Source organism: Paenibacillus taichungensis (genome assembly GCF_013359905.1).
Taxonomy (GTDB): domain Bacteria; phylum Bacillota; class Bacilli; order Paenibacillales; family Paenibacillaceae; genus Paenibacillus; species Paenibacillus taichungensis.
The window spans coordinates 26719-44031 of sequence record NZ_JABMCC010000111.1 but is presented as its reverse complement, the minus strand read 5'-3'; the positions used below and the strand labels follow the sequence as shown (position 1 = coordinate 44031).

The 17313-nt window shown below is 48.4% G+C and carries 14 protein-coding genes; 5 read left to right on the top strand and 9 right to left on the bottom strand.

The features are described from left to right. Positions 1–72: 72 nt before the first annotated feature. Genes HP548_RS14445 through HP548_RS14435 form a run of 3 tightly spaced genes read left to right on the top strand, consistent with a single transcriptional unit; the run spans position 73 to position 1716 of the window. Positions 73–567, top strand: a complete 495-nt coding sequence (locus tag HP548_RS14445; protein ID WP_064642788.1) for an Lrp/AsnC family transcriptional regulator — start codon at positions 73–75, stop codon at positions 565–567. 12 nt (positions 568–579) lie between these two features. Continuing rightward, complete coding sequence (locus tag HP548_RS14440; protein ID WP_175382065.1) at positions 580–1167, top strand: chromate transporter; 588 nt, start codon at positions 580–582, stop codon at positions 1165–1167. A 3-nt stretch (positions 1168–1170) separates the two neighbouring features. Beyond that, positions 1171–1716: a chromate transporter gene (locus tag HP548_RS14435; protein WP_053780063.1), complete on the top strand. Its 546-nt coding sequence runs from the start codon at positions 1171–1173 to the stop codon at positions 1714–1716. 205 nt (positions 1717–1921) lie between these two features. On the opposite strand, the gene HP548_RS14430 is transcribed toward HP548_RS14435, so the two are convergent. Continuing rightward, positions 1922–4294, bottom strand: a complete 2373-nt coding sequence (locus tag HP548_RS14430; protein WP_076290709.1) for an Ig-like domain-containing protein — start codon at positions 4292–4294, stop codon at positions 1922–1924. Positions 4295–4504: 210 nt separating this feature from the next. Between HP548_RS14430 and HP548_RS14425 the strand changes: the two genes are divergently transcribed. Then, positions 4505–5125, top strand: coding sequence for a class I SAM-dependent methyltransferase (locus tag HP548_RS14425; protein WP_175382064.1), 621 nt, complete (start codon positions 4505–4507; stop codon positions 5123–5125). Positions 5126–5281: 156 nt separating this feature from the next. Here HP548_RS14425 and HP548_RS14420 read toward each other — a convergent pair whose 3' ends face one another. The 8 genes from HP548_RS14420 to HP548_RS14385 form a co-directional block, all read right to left on the bottom strand. Beyond that, positions 5282–6418, bottom strand: coding sequence for a glycoside hydrolase family 88 protein (locus tag HP548_RS14420; RefSeq protein ID WP_175382063.1), 1137 nt, complete (start codon positions 6416–6418; stop codon positions 5282–5284). Between the two features lie 15 nt (positions 6419–6433). Continuing rightward, positions 6434–8374, bottom strand: coding sequence for a glycosyl hydrolase (locus HP548_RS14415; RefSeq protein WP_175382062.1), 1941 nt, complete (start codon positions 8372–8374; stop codon positions 6434–6436). A gap of 19 nt (positions 8375–8393) precedes the next feature. Then, positions 8394–10412 carry a heparinase II/III domain-containing protein gene (locus HP548_RS14410; RefSeq protein ID WP_175382061.1) on the bottom strand — a complete coding sequence of 673 codons (2019 nt, stop codon included), beginning with the start codon at positions 10410–10412 and terminating at the stop codon, positions 8394–8396. 212 nt (positions 10413–10624) lie between these two features. Continuing rightward, on the bottom strand, positions 10625–11281 hold the full coding sequence (locus tag HP548_RS14405; protein WP_175382060.1) for an SGNH/GDSL hydrolase family protein: 657 nt from the start codon (positions 11279–11281) through the stop codon (positions 10625–10627). A 205-nt stretch (positions 11282–11486) separates the two neighbouring features. Further along, positions 11487–12290: an NAD-dependent epimerase/dehydratase family protein gene (locus HP548_RS14400; protein WP_175382059.1), complete on the bottom strand. Its 804-nt coding sequence runs from the start codon at positions 12288–12290 to the stop codon at positions 11487–11489. Positions 12291–12382: 92 nt separating this feature from the next. Then, positions 12383–12712 carry an AzlD domain-containing protein gene (locus HP548_RS14395; protein ID WP_175382058.1) on the bottom strand — a complete coding sequence of 110 codons (330 nt, stop codon included), beginning with the start codon at positions 12710–12712 and terminating at the stop codon, positions 12383–12385. Beyond that, entirely contained in the window at positions 12703–13377 is a 675-nt protein-coding gene (locus HP548_RS14390) for an AzlC family ABC transporter permease (protein ID WP_076290761.1), read from the bottom strand. The genes HP548_RS14395 and HP548_RS14390 overlap by 10 nt, the downstream gene beginning before the upstream one ends. A 285-nt stretch (positions 13378–13662) precedes the next feature. Further along, positions 13663–15636 carry a methyl-accepting chemotaxis protein gene (locus tag HP548_RS14385; RefSeq protein ID WP_175382057.1) on the bottom strand — a complete coding sequence of 658 codons (1974 nt, stop codon included), beginning with the start codon at positions 15634–15636 and terminating at the stop codon, positions 13663–13665. A 309-nt stretch (positions 15637–15945) separates the two neighbouring features. Between HP548_RS14385 and HP548_RS14380 the strand changes: the two genes are divergently transcribed. After that, positions 15946–17301, top strand: coding sequence for a serine hydrolase (locus HP548_RS14380; protein ID WP_175382056.1), 1356 nt, complete (start codon positions 15946–15948; stop codon positions 17299–17301). The last annotated feature ends 12 nt before the right edge of the window (positions 17302–17313 follow it).

Here is a 17313-nt window from a genome sequence, read left to right as displayed (position 1 = left end):
GCTGCATACAAATTGTACGTAGATTATATCGAAATTTTTTATTCTATATAGTTAAAAAAAGGATGGTCAATCATGTCAGAGAAACGCTCCTCCAAAGGGGTAGAAATCCCGCAAATGCACAATCTGGATGCAATCGATCGTAAAATCATTGCCGCCCTTCACCAAAATAGCCGGATATCCTACACCGATCTGGGTGCACAGATCGGTTTGTCCCGTGTGGCCGTTCAGGCCCGCATTAATGCTTTATCCGAAAAAGGAATCATTGAACGCTTCACCGTGGTTATCAATCCGGGCAAAGTTGGACTTCAGGTCTCTGCCTTTTTCAATGTCGATGTAGAACCGCTATTCCTGGATGAAGTGGCCGCGAAACTGGACGAAGAACCCGCAGTAACCAGCCTCTATCATATGACAGGCCCGAGTACCCTGCACATGCATGGTATTTTTGCAGATATGGAAGAGATGGAGCAGTTCCTGCTGGAGAAGCTCTACAAGATGCCCGGCATCGTCAAGGTAGAATCACAGCTGTTGTTAAAACGATATAAAAGCCGAATGGGCATGAGACTCTAGGAGGAAATCAGCATGAGTTGGAAAGATTACAACGGTCTCGTCATTGGGATGGTACGAACCGGAATTTTGGGATATGGCGGCGGCCCCTCAGTTATTCCGCTGATTCGTTATGAAGCCGTTACCCGCTATAAGTGGGTGAGCGATGATGAGTTTGGCGAGATTTTGGCCATTGCCAACGCTCTGCCTGGTCCCATTGCGACCAAGATGGCCGCGTATCTCGGGTATAAAACGAAGGGCGTGCTGGGCGCTATTGTGTCCGTCCTGGCCCACATTTTGCCGACGAGCATTGCTATCATTGCGCTTCTTGGTTCCATGTACGCACTCCGCGAATCGAAAATCGTAGCAGGCATGGTGGCAGCTGTTCGCCCGGTCATTTTTGTTATGCTCGGCATGATGGCATACGAATTCGCCAAGAAAGCATGGAAGGGACTGGGTACAACCTTTGCCGCCCTGTTCGGTGTCCTTGCATTTGTACTGCTGCAGCTGCTGGATATTCACCCCGGTATTGTGATTGCCGTCTTCCTCGGATATGGCGTCTTCCATCTGGATGTGGTCAAGCGTTTCAAATCCAAACGCGATTCCGACAAGGGGGTGTCCTAAGCGATGCTTCAGACATGGTGGGAATTGTTTTGGGGATTTTTTGTAGCCAATATCTTGGGATACGGGGGCGGCCCTGCCTCCATTCCATTAATGCAGGAGGAAGTCGTCAACCACTACAAATGGATGACCACCGAGCAATTCGGTGATGTACTGGCCATCGGCAATGCTCTTCCCGGTCCAATTGCGACCAAAATTGCCGCATTTGTCGGTTATCAGGTAGCTGGCTGGTTTGGCGCATTTATCGCCAGTTTTGCCACAGTTGTACCTTCGGCTGTCGCGTTAATTCTGCTGCTTCGTTTACTGAACAAGCATCGTACTTCACCAAAGGTGAAAGGGATGACGCTGCTCGTACAACCGGTTATTGCTGTACTTATGATCTTACTTACATGGGAATTCGGTCAGGTATCCACTAATTCCATCGGCATTTGGCAGACATTGATCATTGCAGGGATCTCGCTTTGGGTCATGACCAAGACTAAGCTGCATCCAGCCATCCTCATCGTCATTGCTTTTGCATACGGAGCGCTTGTTCTGTCTCATACGATGTAATTCATTGATTATTTAGATTCGGTGAACGTCTTGGAACAATGTGTTTTATATCCAAAGTGGATATATGCACATGTTTCAGGGCGTTTCTTTTTTTGTATTGTTAGTTCTCTTGTATTTTTCCCATTAAAAAAAAACGGTGATGCCAGCATTTAAGCTGTCATCACCGCACATAGAATTGCTTGTTTTATCTTCGTACTTGAAGATATTATTTCGCTTCAACGACTACAGTCACTTTGGTTTTCACACCTGCATAAGTCACGGTAATGGTTGCTTTACCCTTACCATTAGCCTGAATGATGCCATCTTTCACCGATGCTGTCGCAATACGGGAAGATTTCCACAGTGCCGGCTTGGATACGTTCGCTTCGCTGCCATCGGCATACGTTGCTGTAGCAACCAGGGTTGCTTTGTCACCAGGCTTCATGGTCAGGGTTACTTTATCGGTTTGCAAATATTTCAGTGTATCTACATCGACTGCAATCGTTACCGTCTTGCTGCCGTACTTCGCTGTAATTTTTGCTTTACCTGAACCTGTAGCTTTTACTTTACCTTTGGTTACCTGAGCTACTTTGTAGCTGTTGGTTTTCCATTCCGCTTTGTCCGTGACATCACGCTCACTGCCATCGCTCAAATATGCAGTAACCGTAAGATCAGCGGAATCACCGGTTTTCAGGGAAAGAGCCGGTTCGGATGCTTCAATGCGTGAAATAACGTCCACTTCAACCTGAATGGTCACTTTGTTGGAACCATATTCAGCCGTGATATTGGCTTTACCGCTGCTGTTCGCAGTGATAACCCCTTTTTTCACATCGGCTACGCGGGAGTTGCTTGATTTCCATGTTGCATCGGATGACACGTCCTTGGTCAAGCCATCTTCATCCGTTGCTGTGAGTACGATTTGCTGTGTTTCCTTGGAGGACAACACCACAAAGTTCACATCTGCCTCCAGCCCACTAGCCATGCCTACTTCAACAGGCAGAGTTAACGTTTTACCTTCAATTTTGGCTGTGATGGTTACTTTACCTGTTGCAATACCTGTCACGACACCTTTGCTGTCCACTTCAGCGAGTTTCTCACTGCTGCTGCTCCAATCCGCATCTTCGGACACATCTTTGGATGTATCACCGTATACAGCCAATACTTTCACAGACAATGTACCACCAACGGCTACAGAACCTTTTTTCTTGTCCATTTCATACTTGTCCGGAACATCTACATTCACTGTGAATTTAACGGTTTTGCCGCCGTATGCCGCAGTGATGGTTGCTGTTCCCGATTTATAAGCGATCAACTCGCCGCCAGATACATATACAACATCCGCATTGCTGGATGTCCATGTTGCTTTGGAAGTTACGTCTTCTGTACTTGCATCAATATATTCTGCATTGGCTACCAGTTTCTTGGTTTTGTTATCACCTGTAACGCTCATAGCCAGTTTATCCTCGACACCCGCAATATCCAGATATCTTGCCGTATCAACATCCACAGTGATTTCCACTGTTTTGCCGCTATACGTTGCTTTGATCGTCGTAGAACCCGCACCAATCGCAGTGACTTGTCCCTTAAATACCGTCGCTACCTTCTCGTTGCTGGATGTCCATGTTGCTTGATCCGTTACATTCACATCAGCACTGCTCGGGTAAGAGGCAGTCAAGACTACATTTGCTGTTTTATTGGACTCACTCAAACGGAAGAAAATGCTCTGTTTCTCCACACTCAGTTTGCTTGTCAGATCGACATCCACATCTATGGATACGGATTTCGTTCCGTATTTGGCTGTGATCTTAGCAGAACCTGCGGAGTATCCTGTAATTTCACCTTTTAATGCATCTGCTACTTTTTCATTACTTGACGTCCACTCTGCCAGATCCGTTACATCTTTGGTTGTGCCATCTGGATAGGTGGCTGTCAATTTTACAGTTTCGCTTTTGTTCAAGAGCAGATTGACCTGCTTCTTGTCCACATCCACACGCTTAACAACCTCAACGTTAACATCCACAGTCACACTTTGACTGCCGACTTTACCTGTGATGACAGCTGTACCGGCGCTTTGTCCAGTAACTTTACCATTCACAACCGTTGCCACTTTCTCGTCATCGGATGACCATTCGGCTACTTTGGATGCATCTGCATTCGTCGTATTATCACTGTAAGTTGCTGTCAAAATAATGTCTTTGCTATCCCCTGTGCGCAAGTCCAGCGACTGTACGTTTTTGGATAGGGCTTTGACCTTTTTGGTTACATTCACTTGAACCGTTTGACTCTGAGACAGATACGAAGTTGTAATGGTTGCCGTACCTTCCTTTTTGGCAGTAATGGCACCATTATATACAGTCGCTATCGAAGTATCACTGCTACTCCATGAAGAACTGATTGTTACGTTAGCCGATGTATTATCGGTATATACTCCTGTCACCGTAACCGAACTGGAATCACCCACTTCGAGCGACAGCTCATTTTTGGAAACTACAATTTTGGACAGTTCTTTATCTGCCGCAGCGGCCAAGCCTACGTTGGAAATACTCAGCACCAATACCAGCATCATCACCATGTACTTGGTCAATCTTGGCTTTAACATCATTTCCCCCCGATTCTTATCATTTTGTTCCTTAGTTTAATGTCGGCAAGTTCTTTCCAGATGTTTAGACTTTCAGGGAATTTTCAGGGGAATTCGTGGGAATTCATTCATCCGATCTATCGATTTTCAAATGATTCATACCTGCAAATATTACGCATAACCTATGTATAGTCACTATTTTGAATTCATTTATATGATCGGGGGAGAAACATGAGTCAGCCTTTTGACTACAAAGGATATTGGGAACAAACGTATAGCTCAGGCGAGACATCCGGAAGGGGTTCGTATGGCGTATTGGCTGAATTCAAGGCAGAGGTGGTAAATGGACTGATTCAGCGTGAGGGTATTTCCAGTGTCATTGAATTTGGATGCGGGGATGGCAATCAACTGCAATATATGAATTATAATACGTATCTAGGTGTCGATGTAGCCGGCTCGTCGGTGCGTCTATGCGCCTCCAAGTTTGCTAACGATACCTCCAAGAGTTTCATGTTATATACACCCGGTCTGTGGATTAATCGCGGCTTCCTGCAAGCTGATCTCACCGTCTGTCTGGATGTACTCTATCATATTACGGATGAAACGGATTTTCGCAATACACTCTACGACATTCTGCACTCTACGTCAGAGTGGGTTGTGTTGTACACTCGTTTGAAAGAAAACGGTAATCCAGGGGTTAGCACCATTCAGGACCGAAATATTTTTAATTATCTCTTCGACTATCCCGAATTCAAAGTACATGAAATTATCCCTCAGCGATATCCCGACCAATCCTCGGCCGATTTTGTCATCTTAAGACGCAAACCCGGCATTGAAAATAAAACAGACTGATACCGAGGGTGTGCTCCGCCTCCAAAACAGGAATACCCTTTCCCATTAGGAGGCAGGCACACTCGAACGGCTGTATGGTAGGTTGCATACTCATGCCCCCTAACGCATACTCGCCGCTTGAAGTGTAACATTCCTGATTCCCTGATTCTCGTTTCCCTAAAATAAACCCGGGCGGCCACGCAGCTTCGCCAGCGCCTCCATATAGAAATAATCGCCATATATAATCGGCACATTTAAGCCACGACCCTCTGGATAATGCACCGTGCCCTGCATGATTAGACCTTCTTCCGCTGCCGTATCACCGGAGCTGTAGTTCTCATGCAGCCCGCGAAGGATACGCTCTGCCGCAGCTGCATATTCCTCGCCGCGCGGCGACAGCTTCGCCAGCTCCAACAGTCCGCTTGCGGCAATTGCCGAAGCGGACGAGTCCCACGCCACCTGATGCTCGGCAGGTGCGCGGAAATCCCACACCGGCACGATCTCTTCGCCAAGCATGGCGAGGAAGAAATCGGCCGCCCGCTCCGCTGTCTCCAGATAGCGGGCTTCGCCCGTATACCGGAAAGACAGCGCAAACCCGTGCAACGCCCAGGCGGTACCCCGCGCCCAGGCTGAACCTGGCGCATGGCCCTGCCCGCCATGCTCCTGCAGCTTCTGCCCCGTGAGTGGATCGAACTCCACCACGTGGCAGATGGACCCGTCAGCGCGGACGAATTCGCGCGCCACGGTGTCCGCATGCGCTTCCGCCAGGCAGCGGAAGCGCGGGTCGCCGCTCTGCTCGGATGCCCAGTAGAGCAGCGGCAGGTTCATCATGCTGTCAATGATGGCTACGCCGCGCGTATCCATGGTTGACGAGCTGAAGTTCCAGGCGCGGATGAATTCACCGCGCACGTTAAAGCGGGCAGCGAGCAGATTGGCGGCGAGCATGCCCCGCCGCCGGCCATCCGCGCTGCCGGTCTGGCGGTAGTTAGCTACGCCACTAAGCAGCCAGATGAACCCAAGATCGTGATCCACCGATTCGGGATCACGCAGACAACCTTCCAATTGCCGCTCACAACTTTCGGCAATGCGGGATAACGAAGCGACAGCTTCGTTTTCCGGCGACTCGCCATAGACAAGCCATAACAGCCCTGGCCAGAAGCCAGCGGTCCACCATTCGGGATCATTTCGGTCATATATGCCCTGCGGGGCCGTGTGCGGAAATGTATCCTTGATGCGCTGCGCGTTGCGAACCGTTTTGGCCGCTCCTTGCCGCCAGGCTTCCTCCAGCCATTTCACAGATGTTGATGTATTCATAAACCTATCCCTCCTCTAATTGATACCCAATCTGATCGTAAACGTTATACTTCGCACGCCGCTTAATTCCATCCTTGCTTCCTTCAGCAGCCCGTTGCGGGATGCTACAGGCTGTTCCTTGAGATGAATAGTGGCTCCTTCATCCAGCACTGTGGATTCCACATAAGCTCCCCGGTACTCGCTGCGCACAGCCTGCTTGGAAGGAGTGATGACAGCCTGCTCGCGTCCATCACTGAACATCAATGGAATGAGTGCCCCGACAGCCTCAAGCTCACCATCGAATTCATATGTTACAGTAAGCAAATCCGCCTGCTGTACATAGCGGGTACGCAGTGAATCGAGCCCGGTTAGTGGGCCAAGCCATGTCACTGTAAATGCATTGGCCTGATCCTGATGCTTCCCGTCATATCCCTCTGGGGAGGCTGAATCATCTCGGACCTCTTGATCTACCGTTTCAAATAAAATCGAACCTCCGCCCTCGGCAGGATCAATCCCCGCATCCCGGTCATAATCAGCACCTGACGGAATGCCCCCGGCAAGACTGTGCCAGTTTCCATCTGCCGTCTTCCAGACAGGACAATAGCTCAGCGGACCAACTTCCCCTTCCGCAAACTCCGTGAATCCGGATTGCACATGTCCAGCAGCAGAAGGACCGATCAGCCCTGGCAATCCCACCTGTTGTATGCGCACAAGACCGGGAACCGTGTATGGATCATTCATGGCCGTATGCAGAATCATTTGTTGACCTGGTACAGAGGCGATAATCGTTTCAAACCATCCATCGACCTGCAATACACGGTTACCCACCTCGGAAGGAAGGTATATCTCCGTTACATCTTCACCAGGATCGCTAAGGCAGGCATGGGCCAGCGCTGCTGCCGTCCACAGATTATAACCCGTATGATTCGTATAGATTTCGTAGCCATGACGTGCCTCAGGTGCATACTCGTTGCGAACTATTTTCAGACGTCCATCATCCATCTTCCAACGCTCCACCGCTTCGAAACACCGATTGGCCGCACGAGCGAACGCTCCAGCCATCACCCGATCTCCAGCCTGTAAGGCCTGTGTTGCATGGGCAGAACATACGTAGGCTGCTGCCGCTTCATTCCATTGATGTTGGGAGCTGCGTCCACGCGGAGGAATCTCCCCCAGCGGTGACAGTGTAAGCAGGGTACTGAATGCACCATGACGTAATTGTTCCTTTAACTCACCAGCGCAGGCCCCGTCATATCCCGCTTCAAGCATGACATCCAGATGATAGCGGGTTGCAATATCATAGGAAAATGGACAATTCGGTCGATCCAGCGGTCCGTCTTGATATAATCCAAGCGGCGTAAATCGTGGCAGATGATACAGATTCAGATACCGATCCATCCAATCCGTACCCTCACTTGCAAGCTGCTCCCTCAAGCGCAGATATTCTCCGGAGATCATGATGGCGTTCCAGTTGATCATGCGATTGGGATTGTTCATTTTGCTCATTGTAAAAACATAATCTTGTTCTGGCTGTATCTTCTTAAGAGCCTCTGCCCAGACCTTTGCTTGCTCAGGCATATGCGGCTTCAACAGGATGTAAGCTCTCATCATCAACACAGGGAAAAAGTCAGGATGATGATCCGGTGCACAACCCTTCACAACAACATCGATACTGTGTGATAGGGCCGATGCGGCCGAAGCAAGCAGGTCCATATGTCCCGCTTGAACAAGAACCGATGCAGCCATTGCATAAGCTGGTGTGGAATAATATCGCTCGACCTCCGAGAACGGATCGATAATGGCGCCGCTACTATCCTCGTAAGGGGTATAAGCCCGAACAACACTCTCCACAAGGGCCAATTTGCGAGCCTGATTCCAACCATCTGACGGGGCAGGTCCCGCCTCTTCCGCCAATTTACGGTACTTATCGAGTGCATCTTTCCATGGATACGTTGATGCGGCTGTATACTCACTCACGTATGCTCACCTCCATCTTTCACTTTGGTTCAATCGTGAACTTCAGCTCACACACCGTCTCCAGCAGATCGGTTTCATCACTTCCCGCACCGGAGTTATCCGACTGCTCTCGCCATTCAAGTGATGTCCGATAGAATGTAACTGGAACATTGCCATGATCAACCGTATTAATGATCTCTATATCCGCCTGCCACTGGTTTGCATCGTACGTCATACATACCGTTGCTCTCTCGCCATGCCATTGAATCTGCCCCTCATGTACCTTCTCAGGTACCTTTCTGCTCACAAACCGCTCCGTCACACTCGGCCGTTGCAATTCTCCCACCGAATGTAACGTGCTTGATGAAGACGCTGCTCTGTTTTTCCATTGAAATCGATCCTTCAGACGAAGTTCTGCCACGCTCCCGACATCATTAGCAGGAACGCTCCAATGCAGCTGGCGTGTATAACAAGCGAGCGAAGTTGCTTCAGGATAAGCTGCTGTCAGTTCCAAGCAGGCATCCAGTATACGGTCATCGTCCGAAACCTTCGCCTCAAGAATCTGTGCTTGCGCCTCGCGCCCTGAGCTCTGCTCCTTCCCCTCAATCCGGGGCACGCTATGCCCGGACGAACTAATGTGAAACAACTGCTCTCTACCCGGAGCAAAATAGGCTTGTGTGTACAGCCCTGCTCCCGGATCACAAAGAATGTTTTCGCCACCACAATGGATCATAAATTGCCCAAGATCATTATGGTTATGGGGTTCATCGTTATGCCCGGCCTTGACGGAAAAAGCAATAGCTAGAGGTTCATCTCTGGTAAGATCTGAGCTTGGAGAATCAAGTTCTCCCTTTCCAATCATCCAGCCCAAATCTTCGAAAATGATCACTCGTTCCGCGGGAACAGCCCGCACTTCTTGAAGGTACATTGCCGGACTACTCCACATCACGTTACGCAGCAGGTGAGCCCAACGATGACAGGGATCATCGGTAAACAATGGAATATGAAACGGCAGATCCACCTGTATACCGAAACGAGATGCCAGAAGTGAGAGCAAACCCGAAGGAACCTCTTGCTGCTCCGCACTATCCGAATAATTCACGAAGGTTCCTCCTGACAGATGAACCCGTAGTGGGAAGGCTGCTATTGCCGCTATTTTCGAATCACTCAGCAGCAGATCCAACTTACCTTCACTGTATTCACGCAGCATGTCGGCATAATAGACGAAATAGCCGAACCCATACACCCAGTAACCAATGCCTTCTGCACAGCCGCCATCCATGCCATATCCACTCAGAAATGCCTGCATGGAACGAATTGTCTGACCAACCGATTCCGTCAGAATCGCTTCTTCTTCCAGCAGTAATAGTCCAGCCATGCCACAACATCCGCTGCACACAGCAGACCAGTTATGCTCTGCATCTTGCCAGTGATAGGTACGTTGTTCCCGATAGAGAGGTGTGAAGATGCGGCGCTCGGCCTCGGACCTAATCCGCTGGATGATACGTGGATCCAGTCGATCCGCGTGAATCGTCACGATTTCGGCCAGCATATGTACCGTCTCCGCGGCAAACAGATCAATATTACCGGTGACCTGTTCCACTCCCCCCGAACCCAAATGTGCAGGCAAACACCATGTATACTCACCACATACATCCCACAACATATCTTCCAATGTCTCTATCCATTTCGGCGCATTCGAATCCACAGCAAGCAACGCTATTGCCGCCAGACGTCCCCTGCGTTCAAAGTACGCATCCTCATACAACTTTCGTTCCCCTGTATCCCCAAACTTCCGATAAAGACCGAATGACAGCGAAGGCAAACTTTCGTTCAAGGCACGTTCCCCATAGCTGCTCAGATCTGTGTAAAAAGAAGTTAGCTCTGGTTGCAATAATGCCTTCCCAATGGCCTCGATAGAGTAGATTGAGGGTGTTGAAGCAAGCAGAACCTGCTGGCTCCTCTTTCTGCCTTGTACCATCTGATGTACTGCCTGTTGAATGACCGTAGAATCCGGTATGGAGATGGAGCTGACCTTACTTTGATTGGTGTTTTCCATTGAATTCACCCTAATCTATATGGAATACGAAACCTTCATTATATGTAACCGATTTCATTTTACCGGATAATGCTGTACATTTGAAGAGTTATCCATCATATCCATCCAAATTAACCACACAATTCCTGTCCCAAATATAAAAAAACGAAGAACCCACCTGGGTTCCTCGTTACAATCAGCTTTTTAGCGCAAACTGGATATTTCCAATTCTATTAACCAATCGCAAGTGGAGAATTCTGTACAACGGACAGCCACTGACGTGCAATCAGCTCATGGCCGGCTGCGGTTGGATGCACACCATCCCATAACCAGTAGGCTGCGTCAGCCTGTTCAAGAGCATCGTTGAATGTTTGCTGCAAAGGTACCCAGACCGCACCGAACTCACTGGCGAGTTCACGGACCAGATTCTGATACTGCCCGATACGCTCCTGCCAAGTGTCCCAACGCTCCACTGTAGCTCCGGTTTTAAGAATGAACGGCTCCATTAAAACCAGCCCGGTATTCGGCATCACTTCGCGTGTCTCCTCCAGCAAATGACGATATGCACGTCCAAGACGATCTGTCACTCCACTGGGTTCTTCATTCACGGTACGCCATGCATCATTAACACCGATTAGAATGCTGATTAGATTCGGCTTCAAACTAAAAGTATCCTCGTTCCAGCGTGCATAGAGATCGGAAGCGCGGTCCCCGCTAATTCCTCTGTTATAGAACGTTGGCTGTTTGGCTGCCAGTTCCACACCCAGTTTGCTTGAGATCAGATACGCATAGCCATGCCCGAGAAAATGATTCGGATCATCATTGCGCGATCTTCCCCCGTCTGTAATGGAATCTCCCTGAAAAAGTATAACGGATGAATGTGTACTCATAATCAGAACCGTTCCTTCCTGTATGTAAAATGAAAACATCAACCCTTTAGTCTCCATTTTATCCCTTTCGGGCGCAATAGAAAATAGCGTTTTCAGAACGATAGTTATCAGTTAACTCTCCGCGCTGTACTGCCCACAATGTCACCCGCAGTTCTCTCCGTCTATGAGACGTTTCAGATCTTTAAGATTCGATGATTTCAGGATTTCAGGATTTCGGGTCCTTCGCAACATATCCTCCGCCCTGATATTCCGTCTCATCCTGCTTATCCGGCGCTCCCTTACGTTTCGCTTCTTCCCATAGTTCTGCTGCGTCGTCCTCCGGCCGGTACCCAATCTTCTGTGCCAGATACCCAATATCATAATAATTGTCCGTATTCGCTGATGTTCCATATAGATTAACATACTTCATGCTCGAATCCGCCTCAATGCAGCACTCGGCAAGCTGGACCATATCTCTGGGAGAGATCCAAATGTGTGCGGAACGCTCAGAGTGTGGATGTGCATCGCCCGAGAAGTTGCCTATTCGAATATTGAATGACGACAAGTCATATTTATCCACGTAATATCGCCCAAGCAGCTCTATATAACATTTGCTGAGCCCATAGAAACTGTCTGGCCGATATGGATCATCCACTTCGATATCTTCTCCTGTTGGATAAAACCCTGTCGCATGATTTGAACTCGCAAAAATGACCCGCTGTACACCGTTTAACCGTGCAGCTTCATACACATGGTAGGCCCCTGTTACGTTGATCGGCAGGACTTTGCCCAGAAAATCTTCTTCATCCTTGGCCCATGCAATATGCAGCACCGTCTGAACCCCCTGCATTAGCTCTTTCAGTCGTTCTCCGTCGGTCACATCCATCGCTACAATGCCTGCTTGAGGATCATCATGAAGATCGGCAGCCACAATGTCATACTTGCCCTTTCCCCTCAGTCCCTCCAGCAGACTGCGACCAATGATTCCCGCTGCTCCCGTAATCAATATTCTGTGCTTCGAGTTGCTCATGGATTTAGCTCCCTTCGCTCTATTACGATCCTATAGAACATTATTAACCGTTAGAGCGAAGGATTTACCTGATCCAATAAAGGCCCCGTATATTATCCCATCAAGTACCGCAAAATCATCATTGCCACAATACCGACAAGTACGGTTCCGAGCAGACTTCGTGTCCAGATGGCTACTGCAATCGTAGGCAGTGCTGCCCACAGAGCTGGATTGTGTGTAATCGGCACCAACTGGTTTTCCGCCATAAACAGTTCCTGACCAATCAGTGCCGCCATGACCGCCACGGGTACATACTCAAGCCAGCGTAATAGCCATATCGGAATCTGTATTTTACTGAACAGCATGAGCGGCAATACGCGCGGGATGAACGTTAACAAAGCCGAGCCCATAATAATCCAGAATACATCCCATCTTACTTCCATCGTTCCATCACTACTCCCATCGTTGCCGCAATGACCGCAGCCACAATGACACTCATGCTGCCAAGCGAAGCCATGCTGGCGAAGATTACACAGATCACGGCGATGATCGCCACATTGATGTGCAATTTTTTATTTTTACGCTGCATCAGTTGAAGCACTACCAGACCAATAAACATTGCAGGCAGGGCAAAATCAAGTCCAAGCCGCTCGGGATTGGTTATCCAGCGTCCAAAGTACGCCCCCGCCATATTCGCCACAAACCAATTCAGATATGCTGTAATATTCAGACCGTGCATCCAGCGCTCACTCAGCGTTTTCCGGCCAATCGCTCGCGTCATCGCCACGCCAAAGGACTCGTCGGTAAGCAGCGAACCGATCCACATATTTTTAAGCGGCGTCAGATGACGAAAGTACGGTGATACGGCTGCACTCAGCAGCAGATGGCGAAGATTCACGAAGAATATGGTGAAAATGATAGCAGTCGCTGAACCACTCGAGGCAAGCATGCCTGCGGCGATAAACTGAGCCGATCCGGCGTATACAATCAGACTGAGCAGAGCCGTTTCCGCCAAACTTAAGCCTGCCGTCATTTCAATGACACCCGCTGCAAACCCAATACTTAAATATCCAAGCAGTGTTGGGATACAGTCCTTAACCCCTTGCATAAATGAAGCATCATCCAACACCTCTTCGGTATTTGCGGGCCCGGATGTCAGTGGTATGGATTTATCCAAATCCGGTTCATCCCCTCTCCATGTCATCCACATCTTGCGGATTACTTTTAATTTAGAAATATACCACAGGATAAGACATTCAGGGAGAGACAGATTCACTTTTACAGAACAGATGCGTTTCGAGTCTTCATAAAACGTTGATTAACGAAGAACACCAACGAGAAAAAGACTGCAGGGTTTACAACCCCACAGTCTCCTTCGAGAAATGCTATTCAACTATAACTTGAATTTCTCAATCATGCTTTGCAGATCTTCAGCCATACGGGACAATGCCGCAGAAGAAGCTGCAACCTCTTCCATTGTAGCGAGCTGCTCCTGAGCAGCAGCTGAACCATCCTCGGTTCCTGAAGCAATCTGATTGGATAATTCAATGGTGGCGTTCACTTCCTTGGACACATGACTCATGCCTCCATCAATCTGACGGGAAGCTGCCGACACTTCTCCAGCTTGTGCAGCAACCAACTGCACGGCACTACGGATATTTTTGAAGGCCTCTCCAGCCTCCGTAATCATTTGCGTACCTTTAATCATGCCTTCTCCTGTAAGGGCAAAGGTAGACTGTACCGCATTTGTCTTCTCTTGCATCTCACGCATAAGTTCATTAATACGTTCGGCAGCACTGCCCGAATTGTTGGCTAGCGATTTTACTTCATTGGCCACGACAGCAAAGCCTCGACCTTGTTCGCCTGCTCTTGAAGCTTCAATGGATGCGTTCAAGGCAAGGATATTGGTCTGTTTGGCGATGTTGGTAATCTCGGCCACAATCTCAACAATCTCTTCATTTTTCGCTCGAAGATCCTGAATGACAGCAGCCATGGCCTCACTCTCATTATTCACCTTCTGAATATGAGCAACCGCCTCTTCCACCGTAACCATACCCGCTTCGGACTTGGAAGATGCTTCTACAGCTATGCGAGCCGTGTCTTCAGCACTCGATGAGATTTCTTTGACACCTATGGACATTTCTCCGACGAGTTGACCCGTTGCAGCAAGACTGGCGTTTTGTTTGTTCGTTCCTGACGCTGCATCCTGCATCAATTCGGCAACCTGTTCCGTCGCTCTGGATGTCTGTTCAGAACTCGCCATCAGCTCCTCAGAGGATGCTGCTAGCTGGCTCGATGTATCATGTACTTCGCCCAGAACGTTACGAAGCGATGAGGTCATGGTATCGAAGCTTGCCCCGAGTTGTCCAAACTCGTCACGGCGCTGTAAACCTACACGAACTGTCAGATCACCCGCGCTTACTTTGGATGCCGCTTGCGTTAGTTGCAACAATGGACGATGAATACTGCGAATAATGAACACGAGCAGAATAATACCAATGATCAACGAGGTCCCTACTAGAGTGTAGGCACGAATCAAGATCGGTCTTACTGCATCCGCTGCTTCAGAAGGAACCATCTCACCGACAATTTTCCAGCCTGTTTCGGGATTCGTGTAGAATACGGCTTCCAATTCTTGTCCATCATACGTGTACTTTACAGTTCCTTGTTCTTTTGTATACATCTCATTAATGTAGCTCTCATTGGACTGCACACCGGATTCGATATTGTAATGGAACAGGAACTTCCCGCCGTTATCCAACATATACAGTTTTCCCTTTTCACCAATATGTATCTTATCAACGGATTCTTTCAAATGATTGAGACTTACATTGGCTCCAATTACCCCTTTACCATCGGCCAGCTTGGCAGCGGCGGTGACAACCCATTCACCTGTGGTTACCGACTGGAACGTGTCGGAGATAATTGGTTCATCCTGTGACATGCCCATCGTATACCAGCTGCGTTCCCGTGGATCATAGATCTGCGCTCCGGGATCAGGTGATTTCATCCAGCTGCCATCTTCAGCACCTACTGTTATTACACCCAATTCTTTGTGAGCTTTGGACATACGATCCATTTGTCTCTGAACAGCTGGTGATTTATTGATAATATCTGTTGAAGTAATACCCGCTGCAAACTGTGCTGCGTTATCCTTCTCCATATCCAGCATTTGAGTAATCTGCAGACTGAGCATTTCCGTTTTGGCCTGTGCAGAATGAATGATTTCTTCTCTGACCTGGTCTGCTGCTTTTAAATAAGACAACCATCCCACACTAATGCTCGGTACAATCAGGAACAAGAGCAACGAAGCGATCAGACGTTTCTTAACCGTTAATGTAAACCAATTGCGAATCCTTTTCTTCATTTAAATATCCCCCATCATCATCTTCACCCCTTTTTTATCGGACAAACGTAGTAAAAATATTATGTATGGATACTAAAATGAATCGAAATTACATTATTTTTGTTAGGATAATAGAAAATGATGCTCATTCCCCGTTTTGACCCCCTCTTCGAGATCGTTTACAATATCTCATAAGCTGGTTATCCATGAAACGACTGGAAGGAGAGGATTCGAATCTTACGCAAGTCACATGTGCAACAACCTGTTACCAGATTATATTCATCTATGTTCCGTATTCTGTTAGCCCTCATTCTTTGTGCAGGCCCCATTATGGGTCAAGGCAGTTTCACGGCATCTGCAGCACAAGAGGCGCAAACAGTTCACATTGAAGTAAACGGTCAAGAGCAATCGTGGAAAAATGCTCCCCTTGTATACAAAGGTACAACGTATGTTCCATTGCGAGATGTGGTTACCTCTGTAAATGGCACCTTGAAGTGGGAAGCTCGTACCAAAACGGCTACGATTACCGTTGGTCGAGACAAGCTGGTTCATCAGGCTGGCAGTGACTTCATCAAGGTTAATCAGGTTCGTCTGTCCTCCGGTGTGCAATCTCGCACTATTAATGGCACCCTAATGTTACCTGTCCGTGCGCTTGCCAATGCACTCAAGGCGGATATTAAAGTACAACGTATAGCCTCAGGGCAGATGAGTGTTAATATTGAGACGGACAAAGTAAGCCTATTAAATAGTCAAGTCGCCAGTGTAGACAGCTATTTGCGCGAAATTAATTTTCCCGGCATGGCTCTGATTGCCCGCAATGGAAAAGTCCTGCTTCGCCAAGGCTACGGACTAGCGGATGAACAGACGCTGAATCGTCCGGATCAGAAGACCAGAATCGCCTCTCTGAGCAAATCCTTCACCGCAGCTTCCATTCTCAGCTTGGTGGAAAAAGGAAAGCTCGATGTGCAAGATCCAATATCCAAGTACATTTCCGGTATACCGAAGGGAGATCAGATCACGCTCCATATGCTGTTATCCCAGACTTCAGGTCTTCCATCCGCCTTTGGCAGGGGTGAAGGCACTTCATTGGAAGAAACGGTAGAGGAAATCCGGCACAAAACATTGAAATTTGAACCGGGTAGTGCTTATTTGTACAGTAACAGCGGTTATGTTCTGCTGGCCTATGTTATTGAACAGGTGTCTGGCATGAGTTATGCCGATTATGTACAACAGACCATTCTGAAGCCGCTCGGCATGAAAAACTCCGGAGAAGCTTCCCGCAAGGTCCATACAAATAGCGGATTCGTTGCGGAGAATAAACAGTGGGTGACTGCCCCTTATTATGTTTCACAATCAGGTTCAGGGACGATCTACTCCACTGTGGACGATTTGCTGAAGTGGGATCGGGCACTGTACACGGACAAAATTTTGAGCCAGGATACGATTGAACAGATGTATGAGCCGTATTCGGATAAAAATTATGGCTACGGCTGGATTCTCAAGGAAAACGATCAGAATCGTACCGTCTTCCATAACGGTAGCGGCGGTGGTTTTGCCACAGCGTTCTCACGCAATTTAACAGACGATGTTACCATTATTCTGCTTGGTAATCATGCGGGTATGGATATGACTTCGCTCATGGATGAAGTCGAGGCTAAGACAGCTCAGGCACTGAATCTGCAATAATTTTGTAATTAT